Raw genomic sequence first — 24,594 nt, 5'->3', positions numbered from 1 at the left:
GACACCCGCAGCACCCGCACCCGCGCGTTCGCCGCGGCGCACTCCAGAAGGGCCGACTTGCCGATGCCCGCCTCGCCGCGCACCACCAGAGCGCCGCACCGGCCCTCCAGCAACTCGCCGATGACCGACTGCTCCGCCTGACGCCCGTACAACATGGCACTCCAAGAAAACGGTTGTCCGTAATTGTGACGTATGAGGTACGTAGCGCCTGCCGATGGCTACGCGCCGCGAGCCGGAACCTCACGATCCGCCGTCGGTCGTGCGGGCAGGGCGGCGGGAGCAGGTTGAGGCAGCCCGCGCGAGCAGGATCATCCGGATCAGCTTCAGCCGGGGTCGGCAACCGTTGGCGATCCGGCGCGCGCGCCTTCGCGGACGGCGGATGTCAACTCGCGGGAAGGTGGCGTCGAAGGAAGGCGATTTGGTCGGTGAGCACGTGCTCCCTGGTCTCGGGGTCGTTGTAGAAGCTGAAATGAGTGCCAGGGTAGATCCGCAGCTCACCGCGCGGCGCGCGATCGGCGAGTGCTCGTGTCGTTTCTTGCGGCGTCTCCCGGTCATCGGCGGCTATGCAGACGAGGAGCGGCATGCTCAGCCGCTCGGCGGCATCGCCTGGCCGGTAGCGCGCCATGTCGAGGAACGCCCTGGGAGCCACGCTGTTGCGCCAGAGGGTGGTGCCGTGCTCGCCGGTGAGGGTCCTGATGTGCTGGTCCGCTTCTGCGGTGGCGGTGACGGCGAGCTCGCCCGGCTTTCCCACCATGGGGATGAAGTAGGGCGACAGGCCGAGCTTGCCGCGTACGGCGTCCCAGAGGATGGCGGCCTGGAGAAGGAGGGTCTGCCCCACGGAGCGGCCCTCGACTCTTTTGGGGAATCCGTTGAACGGGATCTGCGCAACCACGGCGAGGATCGCGGGATCGTCGGCTGCCACGGACACGGCGTGGCCTCCACCGAGTGAATTGCCCCAGATCATCACCTGACCGGGGTCGACGTGCTCATGGCCGCGGGCGAAGGCGACAGCGGCGCGTAGGTCGTCCTGCTGGCCGTCAATGTCGACGAGCTGCCGAGGCTCACCGTCGCTCTCGCCGAAATTGCGATAGTCGAACACCAAGGCCGCAATCCCCTCAGTGGCGAACCGCTCGGCGTACGGGAACAGGCGGTCCATCGTCCCGCTGAACCCGTGGCAGAGCACCACGCACGGCATCCGTCCTGGACGGCCGGCGGGCAGGTGAAGATAGCCTGCGCAGCGGGTGCCAGCCGAAGAGAAGGACACCTTGACTCGTTCAAACATCCCGATCACCCCAGGCTTGCACTGACCCTGGGTAAGTAGCGTAGCCGATCACCTGACCAAAGGTAAGTCCTAGAGGAGTGTTATGAGCGCTACCGACTCCGCCGAGGCGACCCCCCAGCGGATCCTCGCGGCCGCTCGCACGCTGTTCGCCACCGGCGGCTACCGCGCCACGTCCATGCAGGCCATCGCGGATCGGGTGGGCATCACCAAGGCTGCCCTCTATTACCACTTCGCCTCCAAGGACGAGATCCTGCACCGCCTTACCCTGCCCCTGCTGGACGAGCTCGAAGGGGCGCTCTCCGAGGCGGAGTCGCACGGCGATCCGGAGGCCGTGCGCTGGCGGGCGATCGAAGGCTACGTCGACGTCCACCTACGCCACCGGGACACGCTCACCATGCTGGTGAAGGACATGACGCTGCTGGTCCAAGCGCCGGTGGCGGATCGGTTCCGTGCTGCGATCGCGCTGGCGAACGACCTGGTCGCCGGCCCGGAGCGCGGCCTCGAACATCGTGTGCGCGCCTCGCAGGTGGTGGCGGGTCTGGCGGACCCTGTCGTGCTCTTCCGCGACGTGCCCGCCGACCGGCTCAAGCAGCTCATCCTTGACGGAGCCAGGGCCCTCCTCGGATCCGGGGCACTCCCGCCTCCCACCCGCGGGCGAGCGCGCGGACGGAGCGGCGGCCGCCCTGCCGCCCTCACTGAGGAGCAAGCGGCCCAGGCCCGGCGCATGTACGCGTCAGGGCATGGCGTCGAGGAGATCGCCCGCAGCTTCGACGTCTCCCGCGCGACGATCTACCGCTGTCTCAAAAACGAGATTTAGAGATTTTGATTTCGAAACAAGGTGATCTGTCCTGGAGGCCCGCCCGCAGCTCTACGCGGCGGGCCTGGTGACGTGCCGCCGCCCAGGTCACTGTCATTTAGAGCGATGTCTAATCAGCTTGGCCGAACGCCATTCAAAGCGACAGTGCCAATCCGAGCGCGGTTCGGGAAAGGTCTGGACGGTTGCGGGATGCGGCATCGCCGCGCTCTCATCTGGCCTGTCGGGCTGATCTGCGGCAGGTGGCGGTCGACGACAGGGGGTGTCGGCGTGGATCTCCTTGGGCGCCACCTCGCTCTCCTGCTGCAGCAGCCCCCGATGATGTAGACCGCCCCCCACCCCGCACGGGATGAACCAGGAGAACGGCGCGATACCGGGAGAACAGCGCGATGTAGTGGCTCGGCAAGGTGGTGACGAGCCTCTGCTTGAACCGGCCGGAACCTGCCCGGGCGCGCCGCGAGAGCTAGGTGGCCCCCTGGATGAACCGGGTGCTCGCCGTGGTCCCGGGCGGGCGAGCCGTGGGCCCCGACGACGCCCCCAGGGCATCGGGCCCGGCGACCCGTGGCAGGTCGCCGGGCCGGTAACCGGTGGTCAGCTCGGGATTGCGCTGCCCTCGCAACCTTTGGCGATCTGGCCCGTCTCGAAGTACCGCACCACGTCGGCGGCGCACTTGGGCACCCGGGTGGTCGACACGTGCACGTCGTCGGCGACCGTGTAGACGGTGCCGCCGATGGCGCGCCGTGTCTGCAGCGTCCAGTCGTAGACGGACATGAACTCGTGCAGGTGCCCCGCCAGCACCAGCGACCCGCTGCTCCGCTTCAACGTGGCCTGCTGCACCGGCAGCGGCCAGCCGGGACACATGACAGGCAGTCCCCAGGACCGGCCGGTCGCCGGATGGCGCTTCACGAGCTGCTGGTAGTCACGCCAGGCGGTGTCGAAACCGGCCCGGCTGCTGTCCTCGTTGCACGCGACGGCCAAGTTCATGGTCCTGTTCAGTGTTTCGGGCGCGCCGGGCACGGGCGTCCCCATCATCGGTGCGCCGAGCAGCTCCTTGACGGCGGGCGGGGCGGTGGTGCCCGTCGCCGTCCGCAGTTCGGCCAGCGCCTTGCCCGCGCGCACCCACTCGGTCGAGTTGCGCCTGGCCAGGTCGGCGACGGCCGAGCCGTCGATGGGCCGCTGCAGGTCGGTGTAGGTCTTGGGGATCTTGTCGTACGCGCGGACCAGCTTCGCCACCTCCTCGCGCACCTTCCGTGCGGTGGCACCGAGACCGTAGGTCCCGTCGCGGCGGGCCAGCCAGGCGGCCATGCGCCCGAAGTTGCGCTCGGCCGCCTCCGCGCTGTCCTTGGCGTGCTCGTCAATACGGGTCCACGGCGGCGCCACGCTGTCCAAGAAGGCCCGTCCGGTGTGCCCGGGGAACAGGCTGCGATACACCATGCCCAGATAGGTGCCCCAGGAGAAGCCGAGCAGGTTGAGTTTGCTCTCACCCAGCGCGGTCCGTACCAGGTCCAGGTCCTTGGCCACGTTCTCGGTGGTGAGCTGTCCGAGGAAGGCGGGGTCAGAGCGTCCGCACTTCTGGTTGGCGGCGACCTGGGCGTCGTATATCTTCCTGGCCGCCTCCTTGGTCAGCGTGCCGGGCTCCTGCGGGCCTACTGGCGAGAAGGTGCAGGCGACCTTGGTGCTTTTCCCGACCCCGCGCGGATCGAAGCCGATGATGTCGTATCGCTCGTTGAGCCCCGCCATCTCCTCGTTCCTGAGCGCGGCCCGCAGGACCGGGTCCAGGTATCCGCTGTTGCCCGGCCCGCCCGGCAGGACGGCAATGGCGCCGAGCCGGTGGGCCTCGTCCGTGGCGGCCAGCCGGGTCACCGCGATGTCGATCTTCCGCCCGCTGGGGTCACGATGGTTCAGCGGGACGCTGACCGTGCCGCACTCCAGGCGCTTCATCAAGGAGCGGAACGCCGCAACCTTGTCCTCCGCCACGCGCAGGCTGCGGATCACCTCATCGGAGTAGGCCGGGCAGGATGTCCACTGCACGGAAGACACGCCGGAGCTCGCGCTGGGGTTCGCGGTGGCGCTCGCGCTCGCGGCGACGGTAGCGGTGGCGACCGCCGCGGAAGGATGCGCCGCCAACCCCGCCAGCGCCAGGGCCAGTGCCGTCAGTGAAGTTCGGTACGTCATGCGGATCAGTAGTAAAGCAGCGGTTGTTTCCTTACCGTTTCTATGAGGATGGTCGCCCGCCCTACGCAGATCTCAAGATCCACGCCAAACTGTCAGGTTCGATGGGTCCAGACAACATGAAAAGTCCAATCCCTTCCTCTTGACGTATCAAATGAACGATTTTTTAATTCGTCTATGGGGCGCATCGCGGGCGTCACCGCCGCCGAGACGCGTGAGCGGTTGCTGCGGGCGGCCGCCGAGGTGTTCGCCGAGCGCGGCTACGACGGCACGCGGGTGGCGGACATCGCCGCGGCCGCGGGAGTGAGCAACGGCGCCTTGTACGCGCACTTCGGCTCGAAGGCGGAGCTGCTGGTGGCGGCGCTGCGGGCGCACGGGCGGCGGCTGCTGGCCAACCTGTTCGCCACCGATCCGGACCGGTCCGTCACCGAGTTGCTGCTGGTCATCGGCCGCTGGCTGCCGCACCGTCGCGACGCTCCCGGCTACCTGATCGTGGAGGCGCTGGTCGCGGCGCGCCGCGACCAGGACGTGGCCGGGCCGATGCGCGACTACGTCGGCGAGCGCGCCGACTGGATCGCCGAGCTGGTACGCGTCGCGCAGGGCGGCGGCGAGCTGGATCCCGCGCTGTCGCCGGACGCGCTGGCCCATTTCTGCCTGCTGCTGGCGATGGGCAGCGCGCTGATCACGCCGGAGCTGCACGCCGTCGACGACGCGCAGTGGTCGGCGCTGCTCACCCGGGTCGTGGGCGCCCTCGCCCCAAGCGACGACAAACACCGCACACGAAGCGGAGCACGCGACATGAAAGTACGCATCGATCCTGAGCGCTGCCAAGGACACGGCCGCTGCTACGACCTCGCCCCCGACCTGTTCGGCGAGGACGACGAGGGCTACGGACAGGTCGCCGGCGACGGCATCGTGCCGCAGGACAAGGAGCGCGCGGCGCGCCTGGCCGTGGCCAACTGTCCCGAACGAGCGATCGAGATCCTCTAGGAGGCTTGAGATGACCGTGGAAGACCGCTTCAGCCAGGACTTCCAGCAGAGGCTGAGAGATCGGCCCCCCGGCACCCGCAACGAGGTCATCACCGGCCCGGTCGAGGATTGGGCGAGCGACTTCTCCCACGCCGAGCCCGAGTGGGCGGCGGACCCGTACCCGATCCAGGACGAGCTGCGGCAGAGCTGCCCGATCGCGCACACCGAGCGGTTCGGTGGCGGGTGGCTGCCCACACGCTACGAGGACGTCGCGGCGATCGCCTATGACACCGAGCACTTCTCCTCGCGGTCGATCATCATGAGCAACTTCCGGCCGCCCCGCGAGCTGGCCCCCGTGGGCACCGCGCCGCCGATCTCCTCCGACCCGCCGTTCCACCACGACGCGCGCAAGCTGCTGCTGCCGGCCTTCACCAAGAGCGCGGTCGCCAAGAGGGAGGCGGCGACCCGGGCGCTCTGCCACGAGCTCATCGACGCGCTGCACGGGCAGGAGGTCGTCGACGCGGCCCGCGACTACGCCCAGCACATCCCGATGCGGGTGATCGCCGACATGCTCGGCTTCCCGCCCGAGGACGGGCCGCGTTTCCGCGGCTTCGTGGAGAACGCGCTCGAAGGCATCAACCTGCCGCCCGACGAGCGCCTCTCCCGGGCGGCAGAGTTGTTCGACTACCTGCTGGCGCAGATCCGCGACCACGTCGACCATCCGCGTGAGGACCTGACGACGTACCTGATCAACGCCGACCTGTATGGGCAGAAACTCGACATCTCCCACGTTTCCGGCACGATGGCGCTGCTGCTCATCGCGGGCATCGACACCACCTGGAGCGCGATCGGCGCGTCGCTGTGGCATCTGGCCAGGACGCACGCGGACCGCGAGCGGCTGGTGGCCGAGCCGGGGCTGTTGCCGACGGCGATGGAGGAGTTCTTGCGGGCGTACGCGCCGGTCACGATGGCCCGGCTGGTCAAGGAGGACATGCACTGGCACGGGGTGGACATGAAGGCCGACGACTGGGTGCTGCTGTCGTTCCCGGCGGCCAACCGCGACCCGGCCATGTTCGACCGGGCGGGGGAGGTGGTCATCGACCGCGAGGTCAACCGGCACGCCGCGTTCGGGCTCGGCATCCACCGCTGCGTGGGCTCGCATCTGGCGCGCATGGAACTGCGGGTGGCCCTGGAGGTGTGGCTGGAGCGGTTCCCGGCCTTCAGCCTCGCCGACCCCTCGGCGGTGACCTGGGCTTCGGGTCAGGTCCGCGGACCGCGTACGCTCCCGATCCGCATCGGCTGACCGCCGGCCGCCCGGACATCCCCCTTCCCGTCGTGGCTGCCGGTGAGGTAGTCAGAGAGATGACCCCACGACTCTCGGGAGGATTTTGATGCCGTACATCGAGCTGGGCAACGACGCTCCGGGCATCGCCGGGCTGGTGCGATACCGTCCCGAGACCGGCAGGGTGCTGAACGAGCTGGCCGAGGTCCTGTTACGCGGTGACAACACGCTGTCGCGGGGCGAGCGCGAGCTCATCGCCTCCTACGTCTCCACACTCAACGGGTGCCGCTTCTGCGCGATGTCCCACGGCGCCTTCGCCGCCGCCCAGCTCCCCGGGGGACAGCCGGTCGTCGCCGAGACCTGCTCGGATCCCGGCACCGCCCCCATTTCCGGCAAGCTACGGGCCTTGCTGCGCGTCGCGGCGGCCGTACAGCGGAGTGGGACCGCCGTCACGCCCGAGGACGTCGCGGCGGCCAAGGAGGCGGGAGCCACCGACATCGAGATCCACGACACGGTGCTGATCGCCGCCGCGTTCTGCATGTACAACCGATATGTGGACGGCCTGTCCACCACCGCACCCGACGACCCCGCCCTTTACGCCCACCGCGCCTCCCACATCGTCACGCACGGCTACCTTGCCGGCCGCACCCCCTGACGAGCCCTCCTGTACGGCACGCCCGTTCACCAGGTGACGTGGACGGCCTTGGGACCGATGTCCACCGCGCCGCTCCACTCGATGTCCTCGATCGATCCCCGCAGCCTGAGTCCGGGCAGCCCTCTGGCCAGGGCGTCGAGAGCGGCGGTGAGCTCGATGCGGGCCAGGGGCGCGCCGAGGCAGTAGTGCATTCCGTGCCCGAACACCAGAGGCTGGCTGGAATCGCGCTCCGGCCAGAACCGGCCCGGCTCGGCGAAGTGGCCGGGGTCGTGATGGGCGGCCTCAAGGCGTACCAGGACCATGTCACCCGCGCTGATGGGCACGCCGGCCAGCTCCACGTCGTCCTGGGCGTAGCGGGGGAAGGGCTCGCCGGTCCGGCCGGACTGCAGGCGCAGGACCTCCTCCACCACTGCGTTCGCCTGCTCGGCCGTGGAGGTCGTCAGAGTGGACAGCCGTCCTTCGGCAAGGAGCCGGATCGCGCCGGTGGCGATGGCGTTGGAGGCCGACAGATAGCCGGCGGCGACGATGGTCGTGGCCATGGCGACGAGTTCCGCGTCGCTGAGCCGCCCGTCGTCGGTGTCGCGGGCGGTGACCAGGGCGCTGAGCAGGTCGTCGCCGGGTGTCTCCCGCTTGGCGGCGACCAGCTCCCCGGCGTAGGCGCCGAGCGCGTTCCACGCCTGCGCGGCCGCGGCCAGGTCCTCCTCGGCGCCGAAGAAGAAGTCCGCGGCGCCCGCGGCGTCTGCCAGACCGCGGAAGTGCGCGCGATCGCCGATCGCCACGCCGAGGAGCTCGCTGATCGCCGTGATCGACAGGGGAACGGCGAGTCCCTCCACGAGGTCGGCGGGCGGTCCGTCGTCGGCGAGTGCCGCGACGCAGCCCTGGGCGAGTTGCTCGATGCGCGGGCGGAGGGCGTCGATGCTCCGCGGGCTGAAGCTTTTGGACACCAGGCGCCGGAGCCGGGCATGGGCCTCGCCGTCCTGGAACAGCGTGTCGTTTCCTGAGGGGTCCGCGCCGGGCGGCGCCAGGCCGAACCTGCGGTCGGACAGGACCTCCGCGACGGCCTCGTACGAGGTGACCAGCCAGGCGCGCTGCCCGTCCGGGGTGAGCACCGGGGCGACGGGCGCCCGCTCGCGCAACCGCGCGTAGGCAGGCGGCGGCGCCAGAGGGTCGGGCCGGTCGAACGGCAGCGTCGGCGTCGTCGTGGTCACTGGGGCACCTCTCGGTCGGGTCAGGGTGACATCCGGGTAGGGGCGGATTCTCCGTTCCCCTTGCTTCCAGTGAAGACGTTGACGTCACGTCAAGGTCAAGCCGATGCGATCCGGTCTTCCTGACTGGTCAGGGGAGGTACAGAAGACTTTGGGAGCCAAACGGGGAGCCAGTGCTCCCCGGTTTGAGACTTGAAGATCAGGAGAAGCGAGGGCCCTACAGGTTCGCAAGCATCGAGAAGATGACGTAGCCGACTGAGCCGAGAAGCAGACACGCCACCCCAAGGGCCGCGCCCGCTGAAACTGCGAAGATTCGCACGTCACGAGGCCGCCCTGCTGTGACTGCTCGCCCCACAGCAATGCCAGCGGCAGGAAGAGCCACGGCCGCGATGTCGCCACCGCTGATCAGCGCGCTCCTGTGCGCACCAGGCCCTCGGGGGAGCCAGAGAGGGTTGAGACCTGGTCAGACCTTCTTCCCCTGCCGCCACGTCAAGGGCAAGCCGGAACCCGCGGTGATTGTGACGGCCGTGCGGGTATGGGAGCGGCCAAAGCCTGAAGAAACGGGGAAAAACGGTCATGGGTCGCATCGGGGAATGGGTGAAGAAGGCACAGGACCTGGCCAGGGGCCACTCCAAGCAGGCCGATCAGTTGCTGGACCGCGCTGAGCGGATCGCAAAGGAGAAAACCGGCCACAAGTACGACGAGCAGATCGGGAAGGGCGCCGACGCGGTGCAGCGCCGCTACGGCGGCGGCCAGGGCGCGGGCGGTGAGCAGCGGCGTCCCGACCAGTCCGCCCAGGACCAGGCACCGCGGCCGGGCCCGACCCCGAGACCGGGGCCGACACCGAGGCCTGGCCAGGAACCGCGCGGACCTCAGAGCTGACATCGCGACAGCGCCCGCCTCTCCGGAAGGCGGGCGTCCGCCCGCCCGGTACGGTGATCCCATGGTCACCGGGGGATTGCTGGTCGCGGGCACCACGTCAGACGCGGGCAAAAGCGTGGTCACGGCCGGGATCTGCCGCTGGCTGGCCCGCCAGGGCGTCCGCGTGGCGCCCTTCAAGGCCCAGAACATGTCGCTGAACTCGTACGTCACCGCCGACGGCGCCGAGATCGGCCGGGCGCAGGCCATGCAGGCGCAGGCCGCCGGTCTGGAGCCGGTCGCCGACATGAACCCGATCCTCCTCAAACCCGGCAGCGACCGCCGCAGCCAGGTGGTGCTCATGGGCAGACCGGTGGCCGACGTGGACGCGATGGAGTACGGCGCGCTCAAGGACCTGCTGCGCGCCACGGCGCTGGAGGCGCTGGGCCGGCTGAGGAAGCAGTACGACGTGGTGGTGTGCGAGGGCGCGGGCAGCCCCGCGGAGATCAACCTGCGTCGCGGCGACATCGCCAACATGGGCCTGGCCAGGGCCGCGAACCTGCCCGTGATCGTGGTCGGCGACATCGACAGGGGCGGGGTGTTCGCCGCGTTCTACGGCACGGTCGGCCTGCTGGACGCCGCCGACCAAGCCCACGTTTCCGGGTTCGTCGTCAACAAGTTCCGCGGCGCGAAGGAGCTGCTGGAGCCCGGGCTCGACATGCTGCGGCGGCTGACCGGCCGGCCGGTGTACGGCGTGCTGCCCTGGCTCGACGGGCTCTGGCTGGACGTCGAGGACTCCCTGGCCCTGGACGCTCGCCGGGTCGCCACCCGCCCCCCGCACGGCAGGCAGACCCTGCGGGTGGCGGTCGTCCGGCTGCCGCGGATCTCCAACTTCACGGACGTGGACGCGCTGGCCGCCGAGCCCGGCGTGGTCGTGCGCTTCGTGACGGATCCGGCCGAACTGGACGACGCCGACCTGGTGGTGCTGCCCGGCTCGCGGGCCACGGTCAGCGATCTGGCGTGGCTGCGGGAGACGGGCCTGGCCGCGGCGATCAGCGACAGGAAAGGGCCCGTGCTGGGCATCTGCGGCGGATTCCAGCTGCTCGGGCGCGAGATCGTGGACACTGTCGAGTCGCGTGCGGGCAGGGTCGAAGGGCTCGGGAGGCTGCCGGTGCGGTTCGAGTTCGCGGCGGACAAACGGCTGGCCCGGCCGGAGGGGAGCGCGTACGGGCATCCGGTGCGCGCCTACGAGATCCACCACGGGCGGGCCACGGTGGAGGGCGGCGAGCCGTTCCTCGACGGGTGCCGGGTCGGCGACGTCTGGGGCACGACGTGGCACGGCGCGATGGAGAACGACGCGTTCCGCCGCGCCTTCCTGGCGGACGTGGCCGAGCGGGCGGGGCGCGAGTTCGTACCGGCTCCCGGCACGGACTTCGCCCGGTTGCGGGAGGAGCGGCTCGACGCGCTCGGCGATCTCGTCGCCGCCCACCTCGACACCGGTGCGCTGCAACACCTCATCCAGCACGGTCCACCCGAGGTCCCGCTCCTTGCGCCGGGAGGCGCTGGGCGTTGATCCAGGCGTCGATCCGCTCCCAGTGGTCGTAGAGCCAGTGGATGCGCTCCACGCGATCCCTGGGCACCTCGGCGGCCGGCACCCGCCACCATTTGGCCGTGATACGCGCGCTGTAGGGCAGCTTGCGCCAGACATCCCCCAGCGTCACGAGCTCGTCGAGCCCGGTGTGCGCGACGAAGACGACGTCCGCCGACGGGCAGGCCGAGATGGCCGCGATGGCGCCGTTCGGGCGGGGCGGCAGCAGGTGGTCCAGGCCGCGGGCGCGCTCCGCCTCCTCGGCCAGCCCCTTCTCCTCCAGCCGCCTGATGGCCAGCCGGCGGCGGCGCGGGGTGAAGTTGCCGCCCTCAGGGAAGATCACCAGGGCGTCCTGGTCGCCCATGGTCGCGGCCAGCCCGCGGATCTCCTCGATGACGTGCTCCTGCCCTGACGTGCGGGGGACGAAGACGTTCGGCAGGCGGTTGATCACCACGTCGAGCGAGGGGTCGAACTGGAGCGCGGCCTTCATGACGATGCGGGGCCGCCTCCGGTAGCGCGTCAACAGGTGATAGATCAGCAGGAACGAGTCGCCCGGGCCGGCGTGCCGGGACAGCACGATGATGGGCCGGGTCAGCCGGGCGGCCCGCTCCTCCTCGGTCGGCTCCGGCTCCTCGACGTCCACGGTCAGCCGGAAGATCCGCCCCGCGGCCCCGTACACCTTCGACAGGAACCACCCGATCAGCGCGTAGTGCAACTCCTGGCGGCGGGCGCCGCCCGCCGCCCACAGCCACAGGCAGGCGATCAGCACCGCCGACTCCAGCGTCAGCCACGCCGTCCCGAACCACACGAACCTCAGCCCCCTGCGCTGCGGCGGCGGCAGGCGCAGCGAGGCGGCGGCCGTCACGACGAGCCAGAACGGCAGCGTCACCAGCATGAACACGGTCACCACGATGACCAGAGGAGCCAGGACGAGCCGGCGCAGGATACGTGGCGGGAGCAACGTGGCCTCCCTAGTGGTCTCTCCTCATACTCCTACTTCGCGCAGGTAGCGGGAAGATGCCTGGTACGCCCGGTCGATGCAGGCCGAGATCTGCGACAGGTCGCGATAGCGCAGCGGCGAGAGCGCCTCGGTCACCCCGGCGGGCAGCACGTGCACCTCCACCCCCGGCGGCAGGCTGGACATGTCCTCGGTGAACCGGTGCCGGCGCGCGATCTCGAACGCCACCATGCCCACCTCCCAGAACCGCCTGGGCGGCGTCAGCGGCCGTTCGATCCGCCCGACGTGCAGGACGAACACGCGCTTGGCCCCGAGCTGCACGGCCCGGCCCACGGGGATGCTGTGCACCAGGCCTCCGTCGTAGAAGTGCTCTCCGCCGATCACCACGGGCGGCAGCAGCCCGGGCACCGCGCACGACGCCAGCACCGCCTCGACCAGCGGCCCGCTCGTGAACCAGTGCGCCGCGGCCCGCTGGACCGAGGCCGCCACGCACTGGAACGGCAGCTCCAGCTCCTCGATCGAGGAAACCCGCACCGTCTCGCGCAACAATTCGCGAAGCGGCCCGATCGGGTGCAGATGGGTGCCGGTACGGGCGAGCGTGGACAGCCGGGTCATCCACGAGCCCGCGAACGCCGTACGCACCACGTCGGACCGCCACAGATCCCTCAGCATGGTGACCGCCCGCGCCGGCGCGGCGGCGATGACCGCCCCGTTCAGCGCGCCGACCGACGTGCCCACCACGAGGCCGGGCCTGATGCCCGCCTCTTCGAGCGCCTGCAGCATGCCTACCTCGTGGGCGCCGAGCACGCCGCCGCCACCGAGCACGAACGCGGTCTCCACACCCACCACCTTCGGGTTCAGTCGCTGACCGCCAGCCGCACGCCGAACCCGACGATCACCACGCCGGTCAGGCGGTCGAGGAACCGCCGCACCGCGGGCGAACGCAGGAACCCGCTCATCAGCGACGCGAACCCGATCAGCACCGCGCTCCACACCAGCCCCTCGGCCACGTGCACGCTCGCCAGCAGCAAGCCCATCGCCGCGTGCGGCGCCTCGTCCGGGATGAACTGCGGCAACATGGCCACGTAGAACGCCCCGACCTTGGGGTTGAGCAGGTTCGTCATCAGGCCGCGGCCGAAGCCCTTCCTGAACCCGACCTCCTGCCGCTGCTCCGGGAGCTCCTGGGCGTCGTGCCTGGCCAGGACCATCCGCAGCCCCATCCACACCAGGTAGGCCGCCCCGGCCCAGCGCAGCGCGGCGTACGCCGGCTGCGAGGCCGCCAGCAGCGCCGACAGCCCCGCCGCGGTCAGCACGCCCCAGATGAGCGTCCCGAGCTGGATGCCCAGCGTCACGCTCCAGGCCGGACGCCGGCCCGCCAGCAACGACGTCCGAAGGATGAGGGCCGTGTCCAGGCCGGGCGTGAGCGTCAGAAGGGCTACCACGGCCGCGAACGACCAGAGCGATCCGGCGATGTCCATGGCTCTCAGGGTATGAGGAGCAACTTTCCAGTCGTACGGCGGGCCGCCAGGTCCTCCTGGGCCTGCCGCGCGTCGGCCAGCGGATAGCGGCGCGAGACGTTGATGGCGAGCTGACCTGCCCCGATCCAGCCGAACAGGTCGGACGCGCGCTGCAGCAGCTCCGCGCGATCGGCTATGTAGTGCCCGAGCGTGGGCCTGGTCAGGAAGAGCGAGCCCTGCTTGTTGAGCGTCTGCGGATCGAGAGGCGGGACGGGGCCGCTGGCGGCGCCGTACAGGGCCATGAGGCCGCGCGGGCGCAGCGTCTGCAGCCCGCCGTCGAACGTGGCCGCCCCGACGCCGTCGTACACGACGTCGATCGTGCCGCGCAGCGCCTCGGCGAAGTCCTCGTACCGCAGCACCTCATCCGCCCCCGCCTCTCTGGCCAGCTTCTCCTTCTCGCCGGTGGAGACCGTGGTGTAAACCTTCGCGCCCCTGAGCTTGGCGAGCTGGATCAGCAACTGCCCCATGCCGCCCGCGCCCGCGTGGACGAGCACCTGGTCGCCCTCTTTGACCTGGTGGGTGGAGTGGGTCAGGTAGTGGGCGGTCATGCCCTGCAGCATCGTCGCCGCCGCCAGGTCGGCCGGCACGCCGTCCGGCACCGGCACCACGCGATCGGCGGGGACCACCGCCTTCTCGGCATAGCTGCCACGGACGTTGGCCCACGCCACGGTGTCGCCCACGGCGACGTCCCGCACCCCCGCTCCCACGGCCGACACCGTCCCCGCGCCTTCGGAGCCGATGGCGGCGGGGAGGGGGAGTGGATACGCGCCGGAGCGGTGGTAGATGTCGATGAAGTTGACGCCGCTGGCGGCGATGTCGACCACGACCTCCCCGTCGCCGGGGACTGGATCGGGACACTCGACGTATTCCAGGACCTCTGGGCCGCCCTGGGTGGTGACGATGATGGCATGCATGCTCCATAGTCAACTCTGGCCGCTACGGCCGCTGCCACTCGGGGTATGTCCTCGGCTGCCTCAACGGGTTCAGACCGGACGTCCGGGGACCGGGGGACGGCGGCGGCCCGAGCCGGTGGTCAGTCGACGCGCGCCAGGGCACCCGCCTCCAAAGCCACCCAGATCGCCCCGTCAGGCCCGACCGTCAGCCCATGAGGCTCGGCCTTGCGTGCGCCGTCACCTTCCGGCGCGGGCTCACCCGGCAGGCGGGGGAGCGGGTGCTCGTCGACGGCGCCGTCCGTGGTGATGCGGCCGATCCGGTCGGCGGCCCATTCGGTGAACCACAGGGCGTCGTCCGGCCCCGTGATGATCGCGTGCGGCCGGGAGGCCCGATCGGGAAGGGGATATTCGGTGATCTTCCCTGAGGGGTCGATCCGCCCGACCTGGCCGGCGCCGATCTCGACGAACCAGCACGCCTCGTCCGGCCCTCGCGTGATGCCCACCGGAGCGGCGCCCTCCGTGGGCAGCGGATGGACGACGACCTCACCCGCCAGTGAGATCCGCCCGATGGCGTTGCCCTGGTTGAGCGTGAACCACAGCGCGTCGTCCGGCCCCACTGTGATGAAAGAGGGCATGCCGCCCTCCACCGGCACCTCGAACTCCGCCCGCGCCCCATCCATCCCGATGCGCCCGATCCTCCCGGTCTGCAGCTCCGTGAACCACACGGCGCCGTCCGGACCGGCGACGATCCCGTACGGTGCGGCCGCCTCGTAGGCCGTCACCTGCCCGTCGGCGGTGATGCGGCAGACCCTGCCGCCCGTCCCCTCGGTGAACCACATCGCCCCATCGGGCCCGGGCGTGATCACGGTCGGCAACCCGTCGGCCGGGTCGAGCTGGTGGATCACCGGCTCCTGGCCGGGCACCAGCCTGCCGACCCGCCCCTGGTGGACGAGCGTGAACCAGAGCGCCCCGTCCGTCCCGGTAGCGATGCCGTACGGCGCGCCGGCGTCGATCAAGGTCAACATACGCGTCCCCCCAGGAGATAAAGCTCGGCCCCGCGGAAGCGCCGCGTGAGCGCGCGATCGTGGGACACCACGACGAGCGTGCCGCGGTAGTGGGCGAGCGCCTGCTCCAGCTCTTCTGCCAGGAGCGGCGACAGGTGGTTGGTCGGCTCGTCGAGCAGCAGCAGGTCGTGCTCGCCGGCCAGCAGCCTGGCCAGCGCCAGCCTGCGCCGCTGGCCGACCGACAGCGCGCCTACCTTCTGCTCGAGTGCATGCGGCGGGAACAGGCCGGTGCTCAGCAGGGCGGCCCGGCGTTCGTCCGCATAGCCCTGACCGTAGGCGGCCAGGACGGTCTGGTCCGGGTCGAACGCCACCTCCTGCGGCAGATAGCCGACCCGGCGGCCGGCGTGGGCGGCGATGGTCTGCAACAGCGTGGACTTGCCCGCGCCGTTGGGGCCGCGCACCAGGAGCCGGTCGCCCGCTCTGATCGTCAGCGACTCGATCCTTAGCCGGTCGCCGACCCGGACGTCACGTAACTCCACGAGCACGCCGGACCCGCCCAGCGAGCCAGACTCGCGTCCCGCTTCCGGCTCACGACTCGGGCCGGGCGTGCTGACTTCGCGTCCCGCGTCAGGGGTGAGCCCTGTGCCGCCGTCCCAGAACGTGCCCTGGAACCGCAGCGGGTCCGGAGGCCGGGGGACCGGGTCGGCCTCCAGGCGGCGTAGCCGCTCGTGGGCGTTGCGGACCCGGCTGGCCACCGAGCTCTGCACCCGTCCCGCGTTGCGGTCATAGGCCATCTTGTTGTTGTCGCGCATCAGCCGCCCGGCCGCCACCCGGTGCGCGGTCGTGGCCGCGTGCTCGCGCACCTGCCGCACCTCCTCGCACCAGGCCGCGTAGGACTGCTCCCAGCGTGCCCTGGCCGCGGCCTTGGCGGCCAGGAACCCCTGGTAGCCGCCGCCGAAGCGGGTGACGGCGCCGTCCTCCACCTCGAGCACCACGGTGGCGACCCGGTCGAGGAAGACCCGATCGTGCGACACCACGACCGCGGTGCCCCGGTGCTCGCGCAGCCGGTCCTCGAGCCAGGTCAGCGCCGACTCGTCGAGGTGGTTGGTCGGCTCGTCGAGCAGCAGCACCCGCGGCGCGGCGGCCAGCACGCAGGCCAGGCCCAGCCGCGCCTGCTCCCCGCCCGACAGGCTCGACAGGACCCGGTCGCGGCCGACGTGGGCCAGCCCGAGACCGTGGAAGGCCCTGTCCACCCGGGCGTCCGCCTCGTAGCCGCCCCGCGCCTCGTAGATCGTGAGCAGCTCGCCGTACTCGTCCATGACGTCGTCGGTGAGCGCCGACTCCAGCTCGCGCATCCTGCGCTCCATGGCGCGCAGACCGGCCAGCGCGGCGTCGATCGCCTGCTGGACCGTGTGGCCGGGCGGCAGGCCGAGCGTCTGGCCGAGGTAGCCGGTGTCGTCGGGCACGGTGATCTCGCCGTCGTCGGGCCGCTCGAGCCCGGCCAGCAGCCGGAGCAGCGTGGACTTGCCGGAGCCGTTCTCGCCGACGACGCCCGCGCGCTCGCCCGGCTTCACGGACGCGGACACGTCGGTGAGCACGGCGCGCTCGCCGTACAACTTGGAAACCTTGCGGAGACAGATCAGGGTAGAGCTCCAATCGCAACTGATGTAGCTTTAGCTTGCCACAGTCGAAGCTCTAACGCAACTGGAGTAGTTTTTGGAGTCGAGCAAACGCCCCGGAGGGCGGAGCGCGCGGGTGCGGGACGCCGTGCGCCAGGCCACGCTCGCCGAGCTGGCCGAGCAGGGCTATCCGGGCTTGACGGTCGAGCGGGTCGCCGAGCGGTCAGGCGTGCACAAGACGACCGTCTACCGGCGCTGGGGCAGCGTGGAAGGGCTCATCTCGGACGCGCTGGAGCTGGCCAAGGACGAGCCGTGGCCGATCCCCGACACCGGCACGATTCAGGGCGATCTACGGGGCATCGTCCAGCTCGTCCGCAGCGGCTTCGACGATCCCGAGCTGGGCCCGGTGTCGTCGGCGTTCGTGGCGGCCGCCGTGCAGAATCCAGAGGCGGCACGGGCGCTGCACGAGTTCTTCGTGGCCCGGCACGAGCAGTCGGCCGAGGTCGTACGGCGGGCCGTCGCGCGGGGCGAGCTGCCCGACGTCGTCGACGTCAGGGAGGTGATCAGGGTCGCGGTGGCGCCGGTCTACTACCGGTTGTTCGTCGCGCACGAGCCGGTGAGCGAGCGGGACGCCGACCGCGCCGCCGACGCGGCCCTGGCCGCGGCCCGCGCCGGAGTCCTCTGACCCGCCTCAGGAGTCCGGCTTCTCACCGCGCAACTCGAAGTCGTCGAACGTCGTCTTCAGCAGCGACTGGCCGCCTTTGGGCGTGCGCGCGAACAACCCCACGTAGCCGTTGCCGATGCCGTTCGGATCGTCCACCTGGTGCACTCGCTCGTCGTTCACCCACATCGTCAGCCGCACGGTGGAGCCGGCCTGCTCGCACGAGGCCACGATGCGGGCCTTGCCGGGCAGCCCGTCGACCTGGACCGGCTGGGCGAGCGTGCCGCCCGCCCCGTCGATGATGCGCCGGATCCTGGCCTTCCCCGTCGTGTCGAGCCCGAACTCGTAGTAGGTGTCGTCATCGTCCGCGTTGTGGCAGTAGACGCCGTATTCACCGGTGCCGGATGACTTCTTGACCTCGGCGGTGACGCCGATCACGACGGTCGAGGGCAGCATCGGGGTGGGCGTGGCCGAGGGGCTGGGCGTGGTGGTCGGCGTGGCGATGAGGAAGGGGATGGGGGCCTTCGCCCACCGCTCCTCGTAGCCTTCCTCCACGTCGAGCCCGTAGGTGCCGTCCGTGCGGTAGCCGTAGCTGGCCGACGCGTCGGCATCGTAGGTGCCGTTCCAGCCGCCGGAGGTCTGCGTGAAGTCCTCCGCGTAGAGCACGCCCAGGTCGGGCGGCCCGCTCGGCGCCAGCACCGCCCATGCGGCCACGCTCGCGCCCACGACGAGGGCGGCGGCCGCCGCCAGGCCCCCGTAGAGCTTGCCGCGGTGCGGCTTTCTCCCGGGCTGGACGTCGGTTAACAGCGTGGTGGCCTGCTGCCAGGTCACCTGTACGGTGTGCGCCGCCTGCTCCGGCGCCGCCGACCGCCCGACGAGGTGGTCGAGCAGTTGCTGCGCGGTGGGCCGCTGGGCCGGGTCCTTGTGCAGCGCCGCCCTGACCAGCTCGCGCAGCCCGGGCTCGACGTCGTCGAGGTTCGGCTCGGCGTTGAGCACCTGGTAGACGATCGACGGCAGGGTCTCCCCGCCGAACGGCGCCCGCCCGCTGGCCGCGAACGCGACCAGGCAGCCCCACGAGAACACGTCGCAGGCCGGCGAGATCGGATCGCCCCGCAGGACCTCGGGAGCCATGTAGCGGGGCGTGCCGATCAGCTCGCCGGTGCCGGTGATGCCGCCGAGCGTGTCGAGCGCCCGCGCGATGCCGAAGTCGATCACCCGCGGGCCGACCGGGGACAGCAGCACGTTCGACGGCTTGAGGTCCCTGTGCACCACCCCGGCCCCGTGGATGGCGGTCAGCGCGGTGGCCACGCCGACGGCCAGCGCGTCCAGGCTGGACCCGCGCAGGGGGCCCGACTGGCGTACGGCCTCGTCGAGGTTGGGGCCCGGCACGTATTCGGTGACCACGTAGAGCTGGTCGCCGTCGAGCGCGGCCTCGATCACGGCGGCGGTGCAGAACCTGCGCACCCGGCGGGCGGCGTCGGCCTCCCTGCGGAAGCGCATCCGGAACTGCTCGTGCTGGGTCAGCTCCGGGTTGATCACTTTGACGGCGACCCGCTGCCCGGCGGGATCCTCGGCGAGATGGACCGTGCCCATCCCGCCCCGCCCCAGCACGCTGAGCAACCTGTAACGCCCGATGTGGGAGTTTTCACCGTTCACGCGGCGCAAGCTTACCGATACGGACCCGTTCGCCATAGGCGCGTCTGCACGCAGTCACGGCCATCCTCATGCCCCGTGCGGGGGAAGGACCGCGCGTACGCGGTCGAGCGACGGCAGCCCGCTCCCGGCCGCCACGACCAGCACGCGGCACCCCGCGGCGGTGGCCGCCGCGATGCCCGCCGGGCTGTCCTCGATGGCGACGCACCGCGCGGGCGCCGCGCCGAGCCGCCGGGCCGCCTCCAGGTACGGGTCGGGGTACGGCTTGCCGCGCGCGGTGTCCTCGTTCGCGATCACCAGGTCGAACGGGTGGCCGAGCCGCGGCAGCACCAGTTCCACGATGCTCCGGGGAGAGGCGCTGACCAGGGCCGTCGGGATGGCGGTCGCCGCCAGCCCGGCCAGGAGCTCCGGCGCGCCCGGCATCACCGTCACCTCGTGCCCGACGCGCCCCGCGAAGGCGTCGGTCAGCCGCCCGGCCACGGCCGATGCGCGCGACCTGGGCCGGCCCGCCCGCTCGGCCACCGGCGCGTCCCCGACCAGGTAGGCGGCCACGTCCTCGATCGTCCGCCCGCGCACGTGGGGCACGTCCGCGGGTCCCAGAGCGCGGCCGAGGGACTCGGCGACGGCGGCGGCCGCCTGCCACCACAGCCCCTCGGTGTCGACCAGCGTGCCGTCCATGTCCAGCAGGACCGCGTCGGGAGCCATGAGATCAGACGGCATCGAGGGCCACGACGGGTTTGGGCGCCGTGACCGTGCGGGCCGCCACCAGCACCGGCCGCTCCACCAGCCGGACCGTGACCCGCGTGCCTGGCCCGAGCCGGGCCGCCTCGTGCCCGGGCACGTCGGCGAGCACCTCCCCGCCCTGCACGGCCAGCCGGAGCCGTACGGAGGAGCCGCGGAAGGACGCGGCCAGCACCTCCGAGGGCCCGTCCGCGGCGGCTATGACCTGCACCGCCTCCGGACGGATCAGCACGTCCACGGACGGATCCTCCGGAACCGGGCCGTCCACCGGCAGGAGCTGGCCGAGCACCGTCACCTGGTCCCCGGAGACCTGCCCGGCCAGGTGGTTCATGGTGCCGACGAACTCGGCCACGAACGGCGTGGCGGGCCGGTCGTAGACCTCGGCCGGCGCGCCGACCTGCTCCAGCCGCCCGTCGCGCAGCACCGCCACCCGGTCGGCGACCGACAGGGCCTCCTCCTGGTCGTGGGTGACGAAGATGGTGGTGATGCCCAGGTCCAGCTGCAGGCGGCGGATCTCCTCGCGCAGCGCCACCCGTACCTTGGCGTCCAGCGCCGACAGCGGCTCGTCCAGCAGCAGGACACGCGGCTCCAGAGCGAGCGCGCGGGCCAGGGCGACGCGCTGCTGCTGGCCGCCGGACAGCTGGTGCGGGTAGCGGTCGGCGTGCTGGGGCAGGCCGACGAGTTCGAGCAGTTCGTCCGCCTTCGTCCGCCGGGTGGCCGCGGGTACCTTGCGGACGCGCAGGCCGAAGGCGACGTTGTCGCGGGCGTTGAGGTTCGGGAAGAGGGAGTAGGACTGGAAGACCATGCCCGCGTCCCGCTTGCTGGCCGGGACGTGCGTGATGTCCTTGCCGTCGACCAGCACCGCGCCGGAGTCCGGCCGCTCGAACCCGGCCACGCACCGCAGCGCCGTCGTCTTGCCGCAGCCCGAGGGGCCGAGCAGGGCGACGAACTCGCCGGGCGCGACGGTCAGGTCGAGGCCGTCCAGCGCGACCGTCTTGCCGAAGACCCGCCGCAGCGCGCGGAACTCCACCGATGCGGTCATTGCTTTCTCTCCTTACCGAAGACGGTGGACACGGCCAGCAGCAGCAGCCAGATGAGCAGCAGGCTGAGGATCGAGACGGCGACCGAGAGCTGGCCCTTGGAGCCGGAGACGGTCACGATCCACACCGCGAACGGCTCGTAGCCCAGCAGGCTGGCGACGGTGTACTCGCCCAGCACCAGGGCCAGCGTCAGGAACGACGCGCTGGCGAGGGCCGAGCGCAGGTTCGGCACGATGACCCTGAACAGCACGTACGGCCACGAGGCGCCCAGGTTGCGGGCCGCCTCCACCAGCGTCCGCACGTCCATCGTGCGCAGCCCGGCATCCAGCGACCGGTAGACGAACGGCAGCACGAGCACCACGTACGCCAGCACCAGCACCACCGGGAACCCCGGATCCTGCACCGCGATCAACGTGGCCCAGAACGGCGTCGGAGCCAGCACGTCCGTCCCGACGCGCAGCGACGTGCCGATTCCGGCGACGAACGTGATCGGCGGCACCACCAGCGGCAGTGTGCACAGCACCTCCATCACCGGCCGCAGCCGCGGCGCGAACAGCCGCACGGCCAGCATCGCGGGCAGTGACAGCAGCAGCACCAGGGCGATCGTGGCGGCCGCCAGCGCCAGCGACAGCAGCAGCGACCGCGCGAACCCCTCGGCTGTCAGCAGCTCACCGTAGGGCGAGAACGACACCCCGGTGGTGGGCGTGTAGAGCGTGTACCAGAGCGAGGCGCCCAGCGGGATCAGGAAGTAGGCGGCGGCCAGCAGGAACACCACGCCACGCCACACCCGCGGCCGGGCGGGCGGCTTCGCGGTCACGGCGACGGGCTCCAGGCCGGTCAGTGCAGCCATCGGGAGCTCCTCCTCTGCAGCGGCAGGTAGATCGCCATCACCAGACCGGCCACCACGATCATGTCGAGGCTGAGCGCCAGCGCGATGTTCTCGTAGCCGACCAGCACGTCGCCGGTGAGCGCGCTGGCGATCTTCAGGGTGATGAGCGGCACCACGGTCCCGACCATGGCGTTCGCGGTGGCGTATGCGGAGAAGGAGGAGCCGAACAGCAGCACCACCCCGCCCAGCATGGCCGGCGCCAGCACTGGCAGCGCGACGAAGCGCCAGTAGTGCCAGGCGGTGGCGCCGTTGTTGGCGGCCGCCTCGCGCCACTGCGGCCGCAGCCCGTCCAGCGCCGGCGCCATGACCAGCACCATCAGCGGGACCGCGAAGTAGAGGTAGACCACGGCCAGGCCCCAGAACGTGTAGAGCGCACCCGACGGCAGCCCCAGCAGGCCGCTGATCACGCCGGAGTTGCCGAGCGTGGCGATCCAGAAGAATGCCAGCGGCACCCCGCCGAAGTTGGCCAGCACCCCGGAGGCCGTCAGCACCGCCTCGCGCAGCAGCGTGGAGCGCGAGGTCACCACCGCGTACGCGAGGAACGTGCCGAGCACGGCGCCCACCAGCGCGACCAGGGCCGACAGCTTGACGCTGCCGATCAGCGCGACGAGGTAGCCGCCCTGCAGGCTCTGAGACAGGTTGTCCAGGCTCGGCCGCCCCTGCGCCGTGAACGCCCCCGCCACCAGCGCGATGGCGGGGACGCCGAAGACGAAGGCGAAGAACGCCAGCAGGGGCAGCGCCCCCAGCCAGCCCCTCGACCGGGACCGGTTCATCCCGAGATCGCGGCGTCCCAGCCGCCGGCCAGCTTGGCCTTGGCCGCGTCCACCTGCGCGGGCGAGGGGAACGTGGGCGTCCCCTCCACCGCGGGCAGCTTCTCGGCCAGCGCCTTGTCCGCAGTGCCGTCGGCGGTCATCGCGGGCAGCAGCACGGGGCGGGCGAAGCCCTTGAGGAAGAGGTTCTGGCCCTCGGCGCTGTAGAGGTATTCCTGCCACAGCCTGGCCGCCGCCGGGTGCGGCGCGTCCTTGTTGATGGCCTGGGCGTACATCTGGAAGTACTTGCCGTCGGAGGGCACGTTCACCTGCCAGTCGATGCCCTTGTCCGCCATCTGGGGCGCGTAGGCGGCGTTGTTGTAGTCCCAGTCGATGCTGATCTGGGTCTCGCCCTTCTCGATGGTCGCCGGCGTGGTCTCCACCGGGTTGTAGTTGCCGGCGTCCTTCAGCTTCTTGAAGAAGTCGATGCCGGGCTGGATGTCGTCGAACGAGCCGCCGCTCGCGATCGCGGCCGCGTACACGCCGGCGAAGGCCGAGCCGGACTTGGTCGGGTTGCCGTTCAGCGCGACCTTGCCCTTGTACTCGGGCTTGAGCAGGTCGGCGAAGCTGGTCGGGCAGTTGGTGATCTTCTTGGCGTCGCAGCCGATCGACACGTAGCCGCCGTAGTCGTTGACCCAGAGCCCGGCCGGCTCCTTCTGCCCTTCGGGGATCTTGTCGAACGCCTGCACTTTGTACGGCGCGAACAAGCCCTCGGCGGCGCCGCTGATCGCGAACGACTGGCCGAGGTCGAGCACGTCGGGGGCGCGATCCTGGCCCTTGCGGGTCTTCACCGCGTTGATCTCGTCGGCGCTTGCCGCGTCGGGGGTCTCACTTTCGATCTTGATGCCGTACTTGGCCTGGAACTTCTCGATGATCTCGCCGTAGTTGGCCCAATCGGGCGGCAGGGCGATGACGTGGAGGTTGCCCTCCTTCTTCGCGGCCTCGACGAGCTTGTCGAAGCCCCCGAAGTCGGCGGCGGAGGTGGCCGTGGCGGCGGTCACCGAGGTATCGGTCTGCTGGGCGCTCGGGGCGGCGCCGCACGCCGCGATGACTACGGTAAGGACTGCCGCGGAACCGGCCGCGCGGGCGCGAGATGTGAACACGACGCCTCCACTGTGCAGGGGGTGTGGATAGAAACTAGAGGAACTTGTACAAACAAGCGAGCACTAGTAAGTCGCATGAATGTTGCTCTTTCGTGAATGGGAAGGGACAGACGTGGTTGCGCGCTATGAACTGATCGCCGACGAGCTGCGGGAAGACATCCTGTCCGGCGCGCACCCGGTCGGTTCCCAGCTCCCCAGCGAGGCCGAGCTGGCCGGACGCTACGGCGCGGCGCGCGGCACGGTGCGGCAGGCCGTGGCCGTGCTCGTCGCCGAGGGCCTGGTGGGTTCCCGGCAGGGCGCCCGGCGCATCGTGCTCGGCGCCGCGCGCAGCCAGAGCTTCGCCGAGCTGCACAGCTTCGCGCAGTGGGCGCGCGCGGGCGGCTATCGCGTCGGCGGCCAGGTGATCGAGCAGCGCCGCAGGCGGGCGAGCGCCGCCGAGTCCGCCAGGCTGGGCGACGGCGAGGTGCTCGAGGTGCTGCGGCTGCGCACACTGGAGGACGAGCCCGTGCTGATCGAGCGGACGGTGTACGCCGGATGGGTGGCCGCCGCCGTCGAGCGGCTCCCCGCCGACTGCGAGTCGGTCGCCGAGGCGCTGTACGACTCGATCGGGCTCGTGTTCGCCTACGGCGAGCACCTCATCGACGCGGTCTCCGCCGGCGTCCAGGACGCCCGCCTGCTCGGAGTGCGCCGCGGCAGCCCGCTGCTCCGCCAGCGCAGGACCACCACGACGCACGAGGGCAGGCCCGTGGAGTCTTCCGACGACCGTTACCGGGCAGGCAGTGTGGCCTTCAGCATCCGCAATTCGATCGGCGCGAACCCTCTCGTGCGGCAGGCGGTCGACTTGCGTTTCGGGCCCTGAGAACATATGTTCGATACATAAGC

At 71.0% G+C, this 24,594-nt stretch carries 23 protein-coding genes; 8 read left to right on the top strand and 15 right to left on the bottom strand.

What is annotated here, in order from left to right; translation table 11 throughout:
* Window positions 1–382 precede the first annotated feature (382 nt).
* Window positions 383–1,282 (bottom strand): alpha/beta hydrolase, encoded by a 900-nt coding sequence (locus ACTMTI_RS45625; RefSeq protein WP_441127099.1) that lies wholly within the window; start codon window positions 1,280–1,282, stop codon window positions 383–385.
* An 82-nt stretch (window positions 1,283–1,364) separates the two neighbouring features.
* On the opposite strand from ACTMTI_RS45625, the gene ACTMTI_RS45620 reads away from it, so the two are divergent.
* Window positions 1,365–2,099 carry a TetR family transcriptional regulator gene (locus tag ACTMTI_RS45620; RefSeq protein WP_441127098.1) on the top strand — a complete coding sequence of 245 codons (735 nt, stop codon included), beginning with the start codon at window positions 1,365–1,367 and terminating at the stop codon, window positions 2,097–2,099.
* A gap of 588 nt (window positions 2,100–2,687) precedes the next feature.
* Here the strand turns inward: ACTMTI_RS45620 and ACTMTI_RS45615 are convergent.
* Window positions 2,688–4,271, bottom strand: a complete 1,584-nt coding sequence (locus tag ACTMTI_RS45615; RefSeq protein ID WP_441127097.1) for an alpha/beta fold hydrolase — start codon at window positions 4,269–4,271, stop codon at window positions 2,688–2,690.
* 174 nt (window positions 4,272–4,445) lie between these two features.
* On the opposite strand from ACTMTI_RS45615, the gene ACTMTI_RS45610 reads away from it, so the two are divergent.
* The 3 genes from ACTMTI_RS45610 (at window position 4,446) to ACTMTI_RS45600 (ending at window position 7,174) form a co-directional block, all read left to right on the top strand.
* The gene (locus ACTMTI_RS45610; RefSeq protein ID WP_441127096.1) at window positions 4,446–5,258 is read left to right on the top strand and encodes a TetR family transcriptional regulator; all 813 of its coding nucleotides are present in this window, start codon (window positions 4,446–4,448) and stop codon (window positions 5,256–5,258) included.
* A gap of 10 nt (window positions 5,259–5,268) precedes the next feature.
* On the top strand, window positions 5,269–6,540 hold the full coding sequence (locus ACTMTI_RS45605) for a cytochrome P450 (RefSeq protein ID WP_441127095.1): 1,272 nt from the start codon (window positions 5,269–5,271) through the stop codon (window positions 6,538–6,540).
* Between the two features lie 88 nt (window positions 6,541–6,628).
* Window positions 6,629–7,174 carry a carboxymuconolactone decarboxylase family protein gene (locus ACTMTI_RS45600; RefSeq protein ID WP_441127094.1) on the top strand — a complete coding sequence of 182 codons (546 nt, stop codon included), beginning with the start codon at window positions 6,629–6,631 and terminating at the stop codon, window positions 7,172–7,174.
* 26 nt (window positions 7,175–7,200) lie between these two features.
* On the opposite strand, the gene ACTMTI_RS45595 is transcribed toward ACTMTI_RS45600, so the two are convergent.
* On the bottom strand, window positions 7,201–8,382 hold the full coding sequence (locus ACTMTI_RS45595; RefSeq protein ID WP_441127093.1) for a cytochrome P450: 1,182 nt from the start codon (window positions 8,380–8,382) through the stop codon (window positions 7,201–7,203).
* 573 nt (window positions 8,383–8,955) lie between these two features.
* Between ACTMTI_RS45595 and ACTMTI_RS45590 the strand changes: the two genes are divergently transcribed.
* Both ACTMTI_RS45590 and ACTMTI_RS45585 read left to right on the top strand, forming a co-directional pair.
* On the top strand, window positions 8,956–9,261 hold the full coding sequence (locus ACTMTI_RS45590; RefSeq protein WP_441127092.1) for an antitoxin: 306 nt from the start codon (window positions 8,956–8,958) through the stop codon (window positions 9,259–9,261).
* A 61-nt stretch (window positions 9,262–9,322) separates the two neighbouring features.
* On the top strand, window positions 9,323–10,810 hold the full coding sequence (locus ACTMTI_RS45585; protein ID WP_441127091.1) for a cobyric acid synthase: 1,488 nt from the start codon (window positions 9,323–9,325) through the stop codon (window positions 10,808–10,810).
* On the opposite strand, the gene ACTMTI_RS45580 is transcribed toward ACTMTI_RS45585, so the two are convergent.
* The 6 genes from ACTMTI_RS45580 to ACTMTI_RS45555 form a co-directional block, all read right to left on the bottom strand.
* Window positions 10,752–11,786, bottom strand: a complete 1,035-nt coding sequence (locus tag ACTMTI_RS45580) for a 1-acyl-sn-glycerol-3-phosphate acyltransferase (protein ID WP_441127090.1) — start codon at window positions 11,784–11,786, stop codon at window positions 10,752–10,754. The genes ACTMTI_RS45585 and ACTMTI_RS45580 overlap by 59 nt on opposite strands.
* Before the next feature lie 24 nt (window positions 11,787–11,810).
* Complete coding sequence (locus ACTMTI_RS45575; protein ID WP_441127089.1) at window positions 11,811–12,623, bottom strand: patatin-like phospholipase family protein; 813 nt, start codon at window positions 12,621–12,623, stop codon at window positions 11,811–11,813.
* A gap of 17 nt (window positions 12,624–12,640) precedes the next feature.
* Window positions 12,641–13,261: a LysE family translocator gene (locus ACTMTI_RS45570; RefSeq protein WP_441127088.1), complete on the bottom strand. Its 621-nt coding sequence runs from the start codon at window positions 13,259–13,261 to the stop codon at window positions 12,641–12,643.
* A gap of 5 nt (window positions 13,262–13,266) precedes the next feature.
* Complete coding sequence (locus ACTMTI_RS45565) at window positions 13,267–14,214, bottom strand: quinone oxidoreductase family protein (protein WP_441127087.1); 948 nt, start codon at window positions 14,212–14,214, stop codon at window positions 13,267–13,269.
* Between the two features lie 119 nt (window positions 14,215–14,333).
* Entirely contained in the window at window positions 14,334–15,218 is an 885-nt protein-coding gene (locus ACTMTI_RS45560; protein WP_441127086.1) for a Vgb family protein, read from the bottom strand.
* On the bottom strand, window positions 15,212–16,864 hold the full coding sequence (locus ACTMTI_RS45555) for an ABC-F family ATP-binding cassette domain-containing protein (protein WP_441127102.1): 1,653 nt from the start codon (window positions 16,862–16,864) through the stop codon (window positions 15,212–15,214). The genes ACTMTI_RS45560 and ACTMTI_RS45555 overlap by 7 nt, the downstream gene beginning before the upstream one ends.
* A gap of 88 nt (window positions 16,865–16,952) precedes the next feature.
* Between ACTMTI_RS45555 and ACTMTI_RS45550 the strand changes: the two genes are divergently transcribed.
* The gene (locus ACTMTI_RS45550) at window positions 16,953–17,501 is read left to right on the top strand and encodes a TetR/AcrR family transcriptional regulator (RefSeq protein ID WP_441127085.1); all 549 of its coding nucleotides are present in this window, start codon (window positions 16,953–16,955) and stop codon (window positions 17,499–17,501) included.
* Window positions 17,502–17,507: 6 nt separating this feature from the next.
* Here the strand turns inward: ACTMTI_RS45550 and ACTMTI_RS45545 are convergent, their stop codons facing one another.
* The 6 genes from ACTMTI_RS45545 to ACTMTI_RS45520 form a co-directional block, all read right to left on the bottom strand.
* Entirely contained in the window at window positions 17,508–19,133 is a 1,626-nt protein-coding gene (locus ACTMTI_RS45545; protein ID WP_441127084.1) for a serine/threonine-protein kinase, read from the bottom strand.
* 66 nt (window positions 19,134–19,199) lie between these two features.
* On the bottom strand, window positions 19,200–19,835 hold the full coding sequence (locus ACTMTI_RS45540; RefSeq protein ID WP_441127083.1) for an HAD family hydrolase: 636 nt from the start codon (window positions 19,833–19,835) through the stop codon (window positions 19,200–19,202).
* Window positions 19,836–19,839: 4 nt separating this feature from the next.
* Complete coding sequence (locus tag ACTMTI_RS45535; protein WP_441127082.1) at window positions 19,840–20,913, bottom strand: ABC transporter ATP-binding protein; 1,074 nt, start codon at window positions 20,911–20,913, stop codon at window positions 19,840–19,842.
* Entirely contained in the window at window positions 20,910–21,761 is an 852-nt protein-coding gene (locus ACTMTI_RS45530; protein ID WP_441127081.1) for an ABC transporter permease, read from the bottom strand. The genes ACTMTI_RS45535 and ACTMTI_RS45530 overlap by 4 nt, the downstream gene beginning before the upstream one ends.
* The gene (locus ACTMTI_RS45525) at window positions 21,749–22,573 is read right to left on the bottom strand and encodes an ABC transporter permease (protein WP_441127080.1); all 825 of its coding nucleotides are present in this window, start codon (window positions 22,571–22,573) and stop codon (window positions 21,749–21,751) included. The genes ACTMTI_RS45530 and ACTMTI_RS45525 overlap by 13 nt, the downstream gene beginning before the upstream one ends.
* A complete protein-coding gene (locus tag ACTMTI_RS45520) occupies window positions 22,570–23,712 on the bottom strand; it encodes an ABC transporter substrate-binding protein (protein WP_441127079.1) in 1,143 nt (380 codons plus the stop codon). Before ACTMTI_RS45520 ends, ACTMTI_RS45525 begins: the two co-directional genes overlap by 4 nt.
* Window positions 23,713–23,824: 112 nt before the next feature.
* On the opposite strand from ACTMTI_RS45520, the gene ACTMTI_RS45515 reads away from it, so the two are divergent.
* Window positions 23,825–24,571, top strand: a complete 747-nt coding sequence (locus tag ACTMTI_RS45515; protein ID WP_441127078.1) for a GntR family transcriptional regulator — start codon at window positions 23,825–23,827, stop codon at window positions 24,569–24,571.
* The last annotated feature ends 23 nt before the right edge of the window (window positions 24,572–24,594 follow it).

It is taken from the genome of Nonomuraea sp. H19, assembly GCF_052068215.1.
Taxonomy (GTDB): domain Bacteria; phylum Actinomycetota; class Actinomycetes; order Streptosporangiales; family Streptosporangiaceae; genus Nonomuraea.
This window is presented reverse-complemented; position numbering and strand designations above follow the sequence as displayed.

Bases quoted from the DNA above. Each gene is read 5' to 3' on its own strand.
- ACTMTI_RS45560 (WP_441127086.1), bottom strand. From the start codon at position 15,218: ATGTTGACCTTGATCGACGCCGGCGCGCCGTACGGCATCGCTACCGGG.
- ACTMTI_RS45530 (WP_441127081.1), bottom strand. From the start codon at position 21,761: ATGGCTGCACTGACCGGCCTGGAGCCCGTCGCCGTGACCGCGAAGCCG.
- ACTMTI_RS45600 (WP_441127094.1), top strand. From the start codon at position 6,629: ATGCCGTACATCGAGCTGGGCAACGACGCTCCGGGCATCGCCGGGCTG.
- ACTMTI_RS45590 (WP_441127092.1), top strand. From the start codon at position 8,956: ATGGGTCGCATCGGGGAATGGGTGAAGAAGGCACAGGACCTGGCCAGG.
- ACTMTI_RS45625 (WP_441127099.1), bottom strand. From the start codon at position 1,282: ATGTTTGAACGAGTCAAGGTGTCCTTCTCTTCGGCTGGCACCCGCTGC.
- ACTMTI_RS45620 (WP_441127098.1), top strand. From the start codon at position 1,365: ATGAGCGCTACCGACTCCGCCGAGGCGACCCCCCAGCGGATCCTCGCG.
- ACTMTI_RS45570 (WP_441127088.1), bottom strand. From the start codon at position 13,261: ATGGACATCGCCGGATCGCTCTGGTCGTTCGCGGCCGTGGTAGCCCTT.
- ACTMTI_RS45540 (WP_441127083.1), bottom strand. From the start codon at position 19,835: ATGGCTCCCGACGCGGTCCTGCTGGACATGGACGGCACGCTGGTCGAC.
- ACTMTI_RS45615 (WP_441127097.1), bottom strand. From the start codon at position 4,271: ATGACGTACCGAACTTCACTGACGGCACTGGCCCTGGCGCTGGCGGGG.
- ACTMTI_RS45610 (WP_441127096.1), top strand. From the start codon at position 4,446: ATGGGGCGCATCGCGGGCGTCACCGCCGCCGAGACGCGTGAGCGGTTG.
- ACTMTI_RS45585 (WP_441127091.1), top strand. From the start codon at position 9,323: ATGGTCACCGGGGGATTGCTGGTCGCGGGCACCACGTCAGACGCGGGC.
- ACTMTI_RS45605 (WP_441127095.1), top strand. From the start codon at position 5,269: ATGACCGTGGAAGACCGCTTCAGCCAGGACTTCCAGCAGAGGCTGAGA.
- ACTMTI_RS45525 (WP_441127080.1), bottom strand. From the start codon at position 22,573: ATGAACCGGTCCCGGTCGAGGGGCTGGCTGGGGGCGCTGCCCCTGCTG.
- ACTMTI_RS45565 (WP_441127087.1), bottom strand. From the start codon at position 14,214: ATGCATGCCATCATCGTCACCACCCAGGGCGGCCCAGAGGTCCTGGAA.
- ACTMTI_RS45535 (WP_441127082.1), bottom strand. From the start codon at position 20,913: ATGACCGCATCGGTGGAGTTCCGCGCGCTGCGGCGGGTCTTCGGCAAG.